Below are 13619 nucleotides of genomic sequence, written 5' to 3'. Positions count from 1 at the left end.
GTCAGCCCCGGGGACGACGGATCCCCGGGGTCGAGACATGCCCGCTCCTAATGGCTGGACTGAAAACCGCGCAGGCGCAGCGAGTTCGTCACGACGAAAACAGAGCTGAACGCCATGGCGACACCGGCCAGGCCCGGGTTGAGGAGGCCGAGTGCGGCGACCGGGATGAGCACCACGTTGTAGGCGAAGGCCCAGAACAGGTTGCCCTTGATCGTGCCCAACGTGCGACGGGACAGGCGGATGCCGTCGCCCGCGGAACGCAGGTCATTGTTCATCAGGGTGATGTCGCTGGCCTCGATGGCGACGTCGGTGCCGGCGCCCATGGCCAGGCCCAGATCCGACTGCGCCAGGGCGGCCGCGTCGTTGACTCCGTCGCCGATCATGGCGACGTTGCGGCCCTCGCTCTGGAGCTTCTCGATGACCGCGACCTTGTCCGCCGGCAGCACGTCGGCGATGACCTTGTCCTCGTCAATCCCGACCTCACGGGCGACGACCCGGGCGGCTTGCGTGTTGTCGCCGGTCAGGAGATAGGGGGTCAGGCCGAGCTCACGAAACTGCGCGATGGCCTCGGCGGAGGAGGCCTTGACGGTGTCGCGCACGACCACGACGCCGACCGTGGCGCCGTCGACGGTGACGGCCACGGGGGTCGCACCCTGGGACCGGGCGGCGGTGAAAGCCGCCGCCAGGTCCGCGGGCAGCGTGCCCTCCGGCTTGCCGACGCTGACCGTCTTCCCGTCCACCGTCGCCGAGATGCCGTGGCCGGCGGTGGCGGTGAAGTCGGTGGCCGCGGGAATCGCGACGGCGTCCTGGGCGTCCCTGACGATGGCGTGGGCGATCGGGTGTTCGGAGCCTGTCTCCACGGCCGCGGCCAGGGCCAGGACGTCGTCGTTGCTGAGTCCGGAATCCCGTGCGGCCGTGTAGCCGGTCACCGACATCCTGCCCTCGGTGACCGTGCCGGTCTTGTCCATGACGACGGTGTCGACCCGACGTGTGGACTCCAGGACTTCCGGGCCCTTGATGAGCAGGCCCAGCTGGGCGCCGCGGGAGGTGCCCACCAGCAGCGCGGTGGGGGTCGCCAGGCCCAGGGCGCACGGGCAGGCGATGATGAGTACGGCGACGGCGGCGGAGAACGCCCAGTTCGTTCCGCTGCTGATGGCGAGGTGGACGATCAGGGTGATGATCGAGGCAAGGATGACCGCCGGGACGAAGACGGCGGAGATCCGGTCGACGAGACGCTGGACCGGGGCCTTCTTCGCCTGCGCGTCGGTGACGAGCTTGGCCATCTGGGAGAGCGTGGTGTCGGAGCCGGTGCGGGTCACCTCCACGAGCAGCCGCCCCGAGGTGTTGATCGTCGCGCCGGTGACGGCCGAACCCCGGGTGGCCTCGACCGGGACGGATTCGCCGGTGATCATGGACTCGTCGATCGCGGAGGAACCCTCGGTGACCACGCCGTCGGTGGCGATCTTCTCTCCCGGGCGGACGACGAAGACGTCACCGACCTGGAGCTGAGCGACCGGAACGCGGACCTCCGCGCCGTCACGGATGACGGCCGCGTCCTTGGCGCCCATGTCGAGTAGTTTCTTCAGCGCCTCGGAGGACTGGCCCTTGGCGCGCACCTCGAACCAGCGGCCGAGCAGCAGGAAGGTGATGACCACGGCGATGGTCTCGAGATAAATGTGGTCCATGCCGTCGTCGCGGGGCAGCAGCGACATCTCCATGGCCATGCCGGGTACACCGGCGTTGCCGATGAAGAGCGCCCAGATCGACCACAGGTAGGCGGCGGTGGTGCCGAGCGAGACGAGCGTGTCCATCGTGGTGGCCCGGTGCCTGAGATTCACCCACGTGGCCCGGTGGAAGGGCGCGCCGCCGACGAAGAAGATCAGGGTGGTCGCAGCCAGCGCCGCCCACTGCCAGTTCATGAACTGCAGGGAAGGGATCATCGACACCAGAGTGACGGGGATCCCGAGGATCGCGGACATGATGAGGCGGCCTTTGAGGTCCTGAGCCTCCTCGCCGCGGGCCTCCTCGTGGCGGTCGGCCTGCTGCACGCCGGCAGTGTCGCCCTCGTCCTCACCCTGGGTGGCGCCGGCCATGGTGAATGCGTCGTAACCGGCGTTGCGGACGATCTCGATGAGCTCGGACTCGCTGATTCTGGCGGGGTCGTACCGGACCGAGGCGGACTCGGTGGCGAAGTTGACCGTGGCCTCGGCGCCGTCGGCCTTGTTGAGTTTTCGCTCGACGCGGTTGGAGCAGGAGGTGCACGTCATGCCCGTCACCCCGAGGTCCAGCTGGACCAGGTGGGCGGCGTCGAGTCCGGGGGCGTCAGTGCCCGCCGGCTGCTGGGCGGTGGTCATGAGGTTTCCTTTCCTCCGGGGATCACGGATCACTGTTCACCCTATACCCCTATGGGGTATATGTTCAAGGATGTACTGGGGAAACGGGAAACGTCACTGCCGCCGCCCCAAGGGCGGCGGCAGTGACGTGGCGGCGAGCCGCCCTTAAACCAGCGTGTAGCCGGCCTCCTTGACGGCCTCGGCGACCTGTTCGTCGCTGAAGTTCTCGCCGGTGACTACGACAGCGCCGGTGGCGTGATCGGCGACGACCTCGGTGACTCCCTCGATCTCCGAAATCTCCTCCTTGACGGACATCTCGCAATGACCGCAGGTCATTCCCTCGACAATGTAGTTCCTGGTCTCTGCCATGACAGCTCCTCGATTCATGGGTGGGCAACGCCCGCCATTGTATACCCCCTTGGGGTATGGTGCAAGGAGTTTCCTATGAGAGTTTCAGTGCATAGCCGGCCGCGCCCGCGGCGTCATCCACCTGCTCGTCCGTGAAGCCCAGCCCCGACAGGGCGATGGAGAGTGAGTTCGGGGAATCCGCCTCCTCGAAGACGTCCACGTCGTGGACGCCCTGCACATCCTGGAGCTCGCTCACCAGCTTCTCGCGGGAATCGGCGTCGGTCGGACCCGTCAGCTGATAGGTCTTCGTCATCGTGATCGTCCTCCTGAATGGAAACACTCGTGCGCCCGCACGAACTGCATGCTCGTCGCCCCTGTGGGAATAGGAGTCGAGTCGCTACAGTTGAAGATAACTGAAACCACGATAAGTCGGCAGTATTTTATATCGTGGGCGACAAATTACCCTATTAAGGAGAACAGGCACCATGGCAACCATTGACATCACCGAGGACACTTTCGAGACCACCGTTACCGGCGACGGCATTGTTCTGGTCGACGCCTGGGCGGACTGGTGCGGCCCCTGCAAGGCTTTCGCCCCCACCTACGAGAAGTCCTCTGAGGCCCATGAGGACGTCACCTTCGCCAAGCTTGACACCGAGGCTAACGAGCAGCTCGCCGCCGCCCTGCAGATTCAAGCCATCCCGACCCTGATGGCCTTCCGTGACGGCATCATGGTCTACCGCAACGCCGGCGCCATCCCACCGGCCGCGCTGGAAGACCTCATCGGTCAGGTCAAGGCCCTCGACATGGATGAGGTTCGTCGCCAGGTCGCCGAGCAGAACGCTCAGGCGGACGGCCAGTAAACCCGACGACACGTGTGACGCCATCGCCCCGGCTGGACCGGGACGGTGGCGCCTTCCTTTTCCGGGGACCACTTCGGGACCGGCACGCGCGGAAAAACCTACGTAAACTCGGCCCCATATAAATATTCGACCGCAAATCCGAAGAAGACAGTAAGGAAACCTGGACATGGCGAACCCGTTCAGCAAGGGCTGGAAGTACCTCATGGCATCTTTCGATCAGAAGATCGACGAGAACGCTGACCCGAAGGTCCAGATCCAGCAGGCCGTCGAAGGCGCGAAGAAACAGCACCAGGAGATTACGAAGCAGGCGGCGGCTGTCCTCGGCAACAAGAGGCAGCTGGAAATGCAGATGGACAGGCTGGTGAAATCCCAGGCCGATTATCAGAATCGGGCCCGCCAGGCGCTCAGCCTCGCCGACAAGGCTGCGGCCGAAGGCGATCAGGTGAAGGCGGCCGAGTTCAACAACGCGGCCGAGGTACTCGCCTCCCAGCTCGTCGCCGCCGAGCAGGAGCTCGAGCAGACCCGCACGCTCCATGCCCAGGCCGTGCAGGCCTCCGAACAGGCGCAGGAGCAGCAGCGGCAGTCCGAGGCCCGCCTGCAGCAGCAGCTCGCCGAGGTCGACAAGCTTCTCGCACAGGCCGATCAGGCGGAAATGCAGAAGAAATCCAGTGAAGCAATGGCCTCCATCGACACCTCCATGGCTCCGAGCGAGAACGTCCCGACCCTGGACTCCGTCCGAGACAAGATCGAGCGTCGTTACGCCGACGCGCTTGGCCAGCAGGAGCTGCTGGGTAATACGGTCAATGACCGCATGGCGGAGGTCGCCGCCGCCGGAACCGACATGAAGGCCAGCGCTCGTCTTGATGAGATCCGCGCCGCCATGAACGCGGACAAGGCTGGCGAGCTCACCGACGGCAAGGCCGACGCCGCCATCGAGTCGGGCGAGAAAGCCGACACCGGAGACGTCCAGGACGCCGAGGTTGAGGGCGAGGCCGGGGCAAAGGACGCCAAAAAGGACGCTAAGTAGCCCGCCGAAAGCAACTAAGGTGCGCTCCGGTTATGGCCGGGGCGCACCTGTGCTTTCGGTGTCCTGCCGTCCGGAAAGCCGGAACTCCCCGGCGCCGCTTCTGATGGCTCAGGTCGGCTGCTGGGGAGTGGCGGGTCGGAGGGCCTAGACGGCGGTGTAACCTCCGTCGACCAGGTGGTAGGAGCCGGTGATGAACGACGCGTCCTCGGAGAGCAGGTAGCGCACCAGGGACGCGACCTCCTGGGCTTCGCCGAGGCGGCCGAGCGAGTGCTTGGCGGCGAGCGCGTCATAATGCTCCTGGGGCAGATTCGCCAGCAGCGGGGTGTTGATGTAGCCGGGGCCGACCGCGTTCACGCGGATGCCCTTGTCCCCGTATTCAGCGGCGGCGTTCTTGGTCAGGCCGACGACGCCGTGCTTGGCTGCCGTGTAGGCGGAGTTGCCCGGGGCGGCGACGGTGCCGTGGATGGAGGCGATGTTGACGATCGCGGTCTGGGACGGATCGTCCTGCTTGAGGAACTGCTCGATCTGATAACGGTTGCCGTAGGCGACGCCGGAAAGGTTGATGGCGATCACCCGATCCCAGTCGTCCAGGTCCATCTCGCCAACCTTGTTGGCCTTGCCTCCGATGCCGGCGTTGTTGACCGCGAGGTGGAGCGCGCCGTACTTCTCGACGGCGAACTCCACGACATTCCTATTGTCTTCGCGGGACGCGGAATCCATCCTGAAAGCTACGGCCTCGCCACCGGCCTTGGTAATTTCCTCGGCCACGCGCCCGGCGCCCTCAAGGTTGATGTCGGCGACAATAACCTTGGCGCCGTGGGCGGCGAGATCCTTTGCGGTGGCTTCGCCGAGCCCGGAACCGGCGCCGGTGACGAGAGCTACTTTGCCTGTGAAGGTGGTCATGATGTCCTCAGTTCCCCGCGGTTAAAATTCCGCGGATTAATCGATGCGCCCTGTTGCGCTGAGGTTAATGATAGGTCGAAAATAATGACACGTCAACAAATTGAAGGGGGTTGTCGGCCGGAGGGGATCCGGGCGCGCCAAAACTCCCCCGGCCATAAGTGGGACCGGGGGAGTTGGGTGCGGGCAAGTGGCGCCTAGCCTCGGCGGATGTTGATGAGCACGCTACGGATGCCGGCGTGGAACCCGTCGCGGAGGTTCACGCGCTGATTTTCGCTGAGCGTGTACTCGTGGAGGGTTTCGCAGGCGAACTGCAGCAGTGGACGGTCGATTTCCGGCGGCAGTCCGCCACCCGAGAGCAGGTGGGCCTGGTCGCGCTGGTCGACACTCGCGGCATTGTCGTACCACCAGGTCGCATACTGCTGGCCGACGTCGAAGGGCGTCTGAAATCCGGCGGAGGACCACACCTCCTCGGGCAACGGCACGTAACGCGAACGGAGCTTGCGCCGGGGCGCCATCATCGAGGGCTTCGGGGCACCGCCGGAGGGGCGGGCCGGACTTGGGCTCGGCGCCGGAGGCTGATGTTTCGCCAGCTCGGCCTCCATTTCCGAGGGCTCGAAGTCATCGTAGTTCTCCGGCTGGCCGGCCTCGGCCTCCTTCGGCGCAGTCGAGGCCACCGCGGGTGTCGGGCTGACACCCGCGGTGGCGAGGGAACCGGGAGTCGGGCGGGCGCGACCTGGCTTAGCGACGCCACTTCGCGGGGTGACCGGCCCCGGGGCCGGGGCGTTGCCGTCAGCCTCATCGCCCTCGGTGCTTTCGGCAGGGTCAGTAGGGTCGGCATTGTCGTGTCCTGCATTCGCCTCGACGCGAGCGGTCTTCGGCGGCTGCGGGGGGTGGACGGCGCCGTCCGGGATCGGGGTGGTTCCGGTTTCCTCCGGGGCGCCCGCGTCGTCGATGGGACGGTCGCGGATGATCGGCGGCAGCGGCCCCTCGAGGACCTGGAGCTGCATGGAATCGGCAAAATCCTCGCGAGGATCGAGGATGGTGGTCGTATCGCAGGCGTGTCGGAGGGCGGAGGACATCGAATCCCAGCCGAAGCCGTAGAGATGCACGCGAACGCCGTTGTTGGCGGCCTCCTGCACCCCCGGGATCATGTCGGCGTCGCCGGACACGAGAACGAAATCGGAAACCTGGCCACGGCAGGCCGACACGACCATGTCGGCGACAAGGCGAGTGTCGACGCCCTTCTGAGTGCGACGCTCGCCCCACTCGATGAGCTGGCCGGTCCGCAAGTGGACGCCGTCGCAGGAGCGTAGGGCACGCTGGTAGCGGTGCGGCCCGGAATCCGGAATGCCGTCGTACCAGTACTGACGGTGGATGGGTTGATTGAGCTGGTTGGTGATCATATTGCCCAGGACGGCGACGACCTCGGGCAGATCGATTTCTAGCTGGGCACGAGCCCCGGTTTCCCACGAGTTATAAAAGCTCGCGAGCAGGTAAGAGGTGTCGACAAAGACAACTGTGCGTTCAAGCATGGCTCCTAAATTCCGTATCTACGTTGATCTAATTAGTTTTCTTTTCACTCTCCAGCATGCCCCACCGGGAGCCTCTACGTCGAGGTATTTCCCGTAAGCACTGGCTGGAAGGCCGCTTAATTTCTACAACGCGTTTCCTTGCGAACCCGTTCCTGCCCGCTTAAGTTCGTTAGTCAGATGACTAACTAACTTGCCGCTCGGCCGCCATTCCTTCCCGGAGGTGCGATGGACAACGCCAACCAGCCGCTATTTCGCCAGATCGCCGCTCTCGTCGAAGATTCGATCGTTGACGGCGTCCTGCTTGCCGGCGGTCGCGCGCCGTCCACCAATGAATTAGCGGATTTTCACGGCATTAACCCGGCCACCGCCCGCAAGGGGCTCAACTTGCTGACCGAGATCGGGGTCCTGGAGAAGCGGCGGGGACTCGGCATGTTCGTCACCGACTCGGCGGTCGATCTCATCCGCCTCCGCCGCCAGCGCGCCTTCGCGGGCGACTATCTCGCCCCGCTCGTCGACGAAGCTGTCCGGCTTCAACTCACGCGCGATCAGCTACATGATTTGCTCGATCGCGTCGCGGAAAGCCGCGGGCTGTACCAATGATCGCCGCCGTCTACGGTGGACGGTTCGTTTCCCGAGCCCTGGTATTTACGTGCAGTCGGAGACTGGCCTGATCACTCGAGGATGGGAGCGCCCCGAAGGGCTGCCGGTGTTAACGCCCTTATTCTTGTGCTCCCTACCGCCGCTTCCCTGCCTCCCGGGGCTGGTGGATACCGGCTGAGCTCAGGGTTCCCGGGGTGGACCCGGTCATCCTCCGCTTCGGAATGGCTGGGCTGGAAGGTCATCCTTCTGTGGCACGTGACTTCAGGGCGGGAAGGATAAAGGCTGGTCCGGGCGTCGTGTGGTTCTGGTGGAAAAGGGTGTTGTGCTGGGGGTTTGTGGTTTGTGTGGGGTGGTGTGTAACTTTAATCAGGTCAGCGCGACCGACAACGCCCCGCGGAGCACCGAGTGTGTGAGTGTGCGGCGGAAGGAAAACGAGTCGCTGATGAGCGAGATTTAAACTTCTGGGCCTCATCCGGTAGGGTGATGGTTCCACGCCGCAGGGAAGACGCCGACCGTGGGTCGGGGTGGTGAGCTGTGTGCGGTTGTTGTGTGAGAACTCAATAGTGTGCCAATGTACTTTTGTTTATACATGATCGTGTGATCGTGTGTGGCGTGGGTGTTCTGGCTGGTCTGGTCCCGGTTTGTGGGTCGGTCCGGTCGGGTGGCGTACCTGGGGTGGTGTCCTTCCATATGGGCCCGCCTGAGATGCACGGGATCCGGGTCTTGATGGCCTGTGGTTCCTAGTGTGGTGCGGCATTGCTCATGGTATGCGCGGTCGTGTCCCCTGTTGGGGGGCACGGTTGTGGTTGCGTCGGCCCCGTTCCACCTCGTCGGTGGGGGTCGGCGGTATGAGTTTTATGTTGTGGTTTTTGGACGATGGCAAACATCAGTGATTTTTGTCAGTTGTTCTTTTTTGCCTGGTGTCAGGCTTTTCGCCTGCATTTTTGCAGTTTTTGTGGAGAGTTTGATCCTGGCTCAGGATGAACGCTGGCGGCGTGCTTAACACATGCAAGTCGAACGGAAAGGCCCCCAGCTTGCTGGGGGTGCTCGAGTGGCGAACGGGTGAGTAACACGTGGGTGATCTGCCCCGCACTTCGGGATAAGCCTGGGAAACTGGGTCTAATACCGGATAGGACCATCCTTCGGTGGGTGGTGGAAAGATTTATCGGTGTGGGATGAGCCTGCGGCCTATCAGCTTGTTGGTGGGGTAATGGCCTACCAAGGCGTCGACGGGTATCCGGCCTGAGAGGGTGTACGGACACATTGGGACTGAGATACGGCCCAGACTCCTACGGGAGGCAGCAGTGGGGAATATTGCACAATGGGCGCAAGCCTGATGCAGCGACGCCGCGTGGGGGATGACGGCCTTCGGGTTGTAAACTCCTTTCGACAGGGACGAAGAGGAATTGACGGTACCTGTAGAAGAAGCACCGGCTAACTACGTGCCAGCAGCCGCGGTAATACGTAGGGTGCGAGCGTTGTCCGGAATTACTGGGCGTAAAGAGCTCGTAGGTGGTTTGTCACGTCACTTGTGGAAAACCGGGGCTTAACTCCGGTCGGGCAGGTGATACGGGCTTACTTGAGTGCTGTAGGGGAGACTGGAATTCCTGGTGTAGCGGTGAAATGCGCAGATATCAGGAGGAACACCAATGGCGAAGGCAGGTCTCTGGGCAGTTACTGACGCTGAGGAGCGAAAGCATGGGTATCGAACAGGATTAGATACCCTGGTAGTCCATGCTGTAAACGGTGGGCGCTAGGTGTAGGGACCTTCCACGGTTTCTGTGCCGTAGCTAACGCATTAAGCGCCCCGCCTGGGGAGTACGGCCGCAAGGCTAAAACTCAAAGGAATTGACGGGGGCCCGCACAAGCGGCGGAGCATGTGGATTAATTCGATGCAACGCGAAGAACCTTACCTGGGCTTGACATACACCGGACCGGGCCAGAGATGGTCCTTCCCTTTGTGGCTGGTGTACAGGTGGTGCATGGTTGTCGTCAGCTCGTGTCGTGAGATGTTGGGTTAAGTCCCGCAACGAGCGCAACCCTTGTCTTATGTTGCCAGCACGTGATGGTGGGGACTCATGAGAGACTGCCGGGGTTAACTCGGAGGAAGGTGGGGATGACGTCAAATCATCATGCCCCTTATGTCCAGGGCTTCACACATGCTACAATGGTCGGTACAACGGGTCGCGATACTGTGAAGTGGAGCTAATCCCCTAAAGCCGGCCTTAGTTCGGATTGGGGTCTGCAACTCGACCCCATGAAGTCGGAGTCGCTAGTAATCGTAGATCAGCAACGCTGCGGTGAATACGTTCCCGGGCCTTGTACACACCGCCCGTCACGTCATGAAAGTTGGTAACACCCGAAGCCAGCGGCCCAACCCTTGTGGAGGGAGCTGTCGAAGGTGGGATCGGCGATTGGGACGAAGTCGTAACAAGGTAGCCGTACCGGAAGGTGCGGCTGGATCACCTCCTTTCTAAGGAGATTTTTTGTCAGTCACGCCGGAGGCAGGAATGCCCGGTGTGCGTGCCCGCAGTTGCGGGTGTTGTGGTTGAGTCACCGGTTGTGTGGCTGCCACGTATCTGTTGGGGTGGATGCGCCAGTGCCCCCGGACGTCGATGTCCGGTGGATGCGCGCGCCGCGGCATGGTCGCATGGTGTATGAACGGTTTGGTATGTTGGCGCACTGTTGGGTGTCTGGGGCAACACTGGTTGTTCTGTGACCTTCCCGTGCATGACTGTCTGGATGCTGAAGTCCCGGTGGTTGTGGTGGGTGGGTGTGTTGTGTGAGAACTGTATAGTGGACGCGAGCATCTTTATTTGAAATGGGCGCAGGTCACCTTCGGGTGGTGTGTGTCCGTGTGTGTTTTGTTTGTTCGCCGGCCCGTCACTGTGGTGGTGGGTTGGTGATCGTTCTTAGTGTTGTTTTGTTAAGGGCGTATGGTGGATGCCTTGGCATGCTGAGCCGATGAAGGACGTGTGAGTCTGCGTTAAGCCTCGGGGAGTTGACAACTGAGCGTTGATCCGAGGATGTCCGAATGGGGAAACCCGGCCGTCGTTATGGGCGGTCACCATCATGTGAATTCATAGTGTGGTGGGGGTGACGCGGGGAAGTGAAACATCTCAGTACCCGCAGGAAGAGAAAATAATAATGATTCCGCTAGTAGTGGCGAGCGAACGTGGATCAGGCTAAACCGTGTGTGTGTGATACCTGGCAGGGGTTGTGCATGCGGTGTTGTGGGATGCGATGTGACCAGGCTGCCGGCTGGTCGCGTGCGGCGTGTGGTTAGTGGAACTGGTTTGGGATGACCGACCGTAGTGGGTGAGAGTCCCGTACATGAAGACCAGGCGTCGGGCGTTGTCGTATTCCCGAGTAGCAACGGGCTCGTGGAATCTGTTGTGAATCTGCCGGGACCACCCGGTAAGCCTAAATACTCAGTGTGACCGATAGCGGATAGTACCGTGAGGGAATGGTGAAAAGTACCCCGGGAGGGGAGTGAAATAGTTCCTGAAACCATGCGCTTACAATCCGTCAGAGCACCTCTTGTGTGTGATGGCGTGCCTTTTGAAGAATGAGCCTGCGAGTCAGCGGCATGTCGCGAGGTTAACCCGTGTGGGGTAGCCGTAGCGAAAGCGAATACTAACTAGTGTGTTTAGTGGCATGTTCTGGACCCGAAGCGGGGTGATCTACCCATGGCCAGTGTGAAGCAGCTGTAAGAGGTTGTGGAGGCGCGAACCCACTTAGGTTGAAAACTGAGGGGATGAGTTGTGGGTAGGGGTGAAAGGCCAATCAAACTCCGTGATAGCTGGTTCTCCCCGAAATGCATTTAGGTGCAGCGCCGCGTGTTTCTTGCCGGAGGTAGAGCTACTGGTTGGTTGAGCGGGACTACAATCTTAGTGACGTCAGCCAAACTCCGAATGCCGGTCAAGTTTAGCGTGGTAGTGAGACTGTGGGGGATAAGCTTCATAGTCGAGAGGGAAACAGCCCAGATCGCCGGTTAAGGCCCCTAAGTGTGTACTAAGTGGAAAAGGATGTGCGATCGCGAAGACAGCCAGGAGGTTGGCTTAGAAGCAGCCACCCTTGAAAGAGTGCGTAATAGCTCACTGGTCGAGTGGTTGTGCGCCGACAATGTAGTGGGGCTCAAGTACACCGCCGAAGCCGCGGCATGAGATTTTGTCTCATGGGTAGGGGAGCGTCGTGCATGGGGTGAAGCAGTACCGTGAGGGGCTGTGGACTGTGTGCGAGTGAGAATGCAGGCATGAGTAACGAGAGTAAGGTGAGAATCCTTACCGCTGGATGACTAAGGGTTCCTGGGTCAAGTTCGTCTTCCCAGGGTGAGTCGGGGCCTAAGGCGAGGCCGACAGGCGTAGTCGATGGATAACGGGTTGATATTCCCGTACCCGTGTATGTGCGCCCATGGTGAATCAGTGATACTAACCACCCACAATCGCCGACGTCCGCCTTCGGGTGGTGTTGGTGTGCGTGCGTGGGGCCTGAACTGGTAGTAGCTAAGTGATGGGGTGACGCAGTGGGGTAGCCGTGCCACTTATTGGATTGTGGTGTAAGCGTGTAGGCCGGGGCATAGGTAAATCCGTGTCCCGTGATGGCTGAGACGTGATGCGTAGGACGTGGTCCGATGTCGGTGATCCCGTGCTGTCGAGAAAAGCCTCTAGCGAGTGCATACATGGCCCGTACCCTAAACCGACACAGGTAGTCAGGTAGAGAATACTAAGGCGGTCGGGTGAACTGTGGTTAAGGAACTCGGCAAAATGCCCCCGTAACTTCGGGAGAAGGGGGGCCCGTGCTGGTGACCGGATTTTCTCCGTGAGCTGGTGTGGGTCGCAGAGAATAGAGGGAAGCGACTGTTTATCAAAAACACAGGTCCGTGCGAAAACGTGAAGTTGATGTATACGGACTGACGCCTGCCCGGTGCTGGAAGGTTAAGAGGACCGGTTAGCGACGTTTACGTCGCGAAGCTGAGAATTTAAGCCCCAGTAAACGGCGGTGGTAACTATAACCATCCTAAGGTAGCGAAATTCCTTGTCGGGTAAGTTCCGACCTGCACGAATGGCGTAACGACTTCCCTGCTGTCTCAACCACAGACCCGGTGAAATTGCAGTACGAGTAAAGATGCTCGTTTCGCGCGGCAGGACGAAAAGACCCCGGGACCTTCACTATAGCTTGGTATTGGTGTTCGGTTCGGTTTGTGTAGGATAGGTGGGAGACTGTGAGGCCGTCACGCCAGTGGCGGTGGAGTCGTTGTTGAAATACCACTCTGACCGGATTGGATACCTGAACCTTGGCCCATGATCTGGGTTGGGGACAGTGCCTGGTGGGTAGTTTAACTGGGGCGGTTGCCTCCTAAAATGTAACGGAGGCGCCCAAAGGTTCCCTCAGCCTGGTTGGTAATCAGGTGGTGAGTGTAAGTGCACAAGGGAGCTTGACTGTGAGAGTGACAGCTCGAGCAGGGACGAAAGTCGGGACTAGTGATCCGGCACCTACTTGTGGATGTGGTGTCGCTCAACGGATAAAAGGTACCCCGGGGATAACAGGCTGATCTTCCCCAAGAGTCCATATCGACGGGATGGTTTGGCACCTCGATGTCGGCTCGTCGCATCCTGGGGCTGGAGTAGGTCCCAAGGGTTGGGCTGTTCGCCCATTAAAGCGGCACGCGAGCTGGGTTCAGAACGTCGTGAGACAGTTCGGTCTCTATCCGCCGCGCGCGTTGAAACTTGAAGAAGGCTGACCCTAGTACGAGAGGACCGGGTTGGACGTACCTCTGGTGTGCCAGTTGTTCCGCCAGGAGCAGGGCTGGTTGGCTACGTACGGGAGGGATAACCGCTGAAAGCATCTAAGCGGGAAGCCTGTTTTGAGATGAGGTTTCTGTTGAGGTCCCCCAGAGACGATGGGGTTGATAGGCCAGATCTGGAAGGTGGGTAACCATCGGAGGTGACTGGTACTAATGCACCGACTAAACAACACTATTGTTGTTAACGCAAGCGAAACACAGAGCAGA

General features: G+C 61.3%; 8 protein-coding genes and 2 rRNA genes. 5 read left to right on the top strand and 5 right to left on the bottom strand.

The features are described from left to right. Positions 1-47: 47 nt before the first annotated feature. From CGUA_RS12785 to CGUA_RS12775, 3 genes are all read right to left on the bottom strand, one after another. Positions 48-2354: a heavy metal translocating P-type ATPase gene (locus tag CGUA_RS12785; RefSeq protein WP_290196283.1), complete on the bottom strand. Its 2307-nt coding sequence runs from the start codon at positions 2352-2354 to the stop codon at positions 48-50. Between the two features lie 144 nt (positions 2355-2498). Beyond that, positions 2499-2702, bottom strand: a complete 204-nt coding sequence (locus tag CGUA_RS12780; RefSeq protein ID WP_290196281.1) for a heavy-metal-associated domain-containing protein — start codon at positions 2700-2702, stop codon at positions 2499-2501. Positions 2703-2775: 73 nt separating this feature from the next. Continuing rightward, on the bottom strand, positions 2776-2994 hold the full coding sequence (locus CGUA_RS12775; RefSeq protein WP_290196279.1) for a transporter: 219 nt from the start codon (positions 2992-2994) through the stop codon (positions 2776-2778). A 172-nt stretch (positions 2995-3166) separates the two neighbouring features. On the opposite strand from CGUA_RS12775, the gene trxA reads away from it, so the two are divergent. After that, the gene (gene trxA, locus CGUA_RS12770; protein WP_290196277.1) at positions 3167-3544 is read left to right on the top strand and encodes a thioredoxin; all 378 of its coding nucleotides are present in this window, start codon (positions 3167-3169) and stop codon (positions 3542-3544) included. Between the two features lie 166 nt (positions 3545-3710). Further along, positions 3711-4571 carry a PspA/IM30 family protein gene (locus CGUA_RS12765; protein ID WP_290196275.1) on the top strand — a complete coding sequence of 287 codons (861 nt, stop codon included), beginning with the start codon at positions 3711-3713 and terminating at the stop codon, positions 4569-4571. A gap of 144 nt (positions 4572-4715) precedes the next feature. On the opposite strand, the gene CGUA_RS12760 is transcribed toward CGUA_RS12765, so the two are convergent. Continuing rightward, entirely contained in the window at positions 4716-5474 is a 759-nt protein-coding gene (locus CGUA_RS12760) for an SDR family NAD(P)-dependent oxidoreductase (RefSeq protein ID WP_290196273.1), read from the bottom strand. 194 nt (positions 5475-5668) lie between these two features. Continuing rightward, entirely contained in the window at positions 5669-7006 is a 1338-nt protein-coding gene (locus CGUA_RS12755; RefSeq protein WP_290196271.1) for an NYN domain-containing protein, read from the bottom strand. A gap of 225 nt (positions 7007-7231) precedes the next feature. On the opposite strand from CGUA_RS12755, the gene CGUA_RS12750 reads away from it, so the two are divergent. The 3 genes from CGUA_RS12750 (at position 7232) to CGUA_RS12740 (ending at position 13586) form a co-directional block, all read left to right on the top strand. Then, positions 7232-7606, top strand: a complete 375-nt coding sequence (locus CGUA_RS12750; RefSeq protein WP_290196270.1) for a GntR family transcriptional regulator — start codon at positions 7232-7234, stop codon at positions 7604-7606. A 952-nt stretch (positions 7607-8558) separates the two neighbouring features. Next, positions 8559-10079 (top strand): 16S ribosomal RNA (locus CGUA_RS12745). 443 nt (positions 10080-10522) lie between these two features. Then, positions 10523-13586: ribosomal RNA gene (locus CGUA_RS12740) — 23S ribosomal RNA — on the top strand. The 16S and 23S rRNA genes sit together here, the layout of an rRNA operon. The last annotated feature ends 33 nt before the right edge of the window (positions 13587-13619 follow it).

Source organism: Corynebacterium guangdongense, assembly GCF_030408915.1.
In the GTDB taxonomy this organism is placed as follows: Bacteria; Actinomycetota; Actinomycetes; order Mycobacteriales; family Mycobacteriaceae; genus Corynebacterium; species Corynebacterium guangdongense.
The sequence above is the reverse complement of the archived record's forward strand: the minus strand, read 5'-3'. Positions and strand labels throughout refer to the sequence as shown.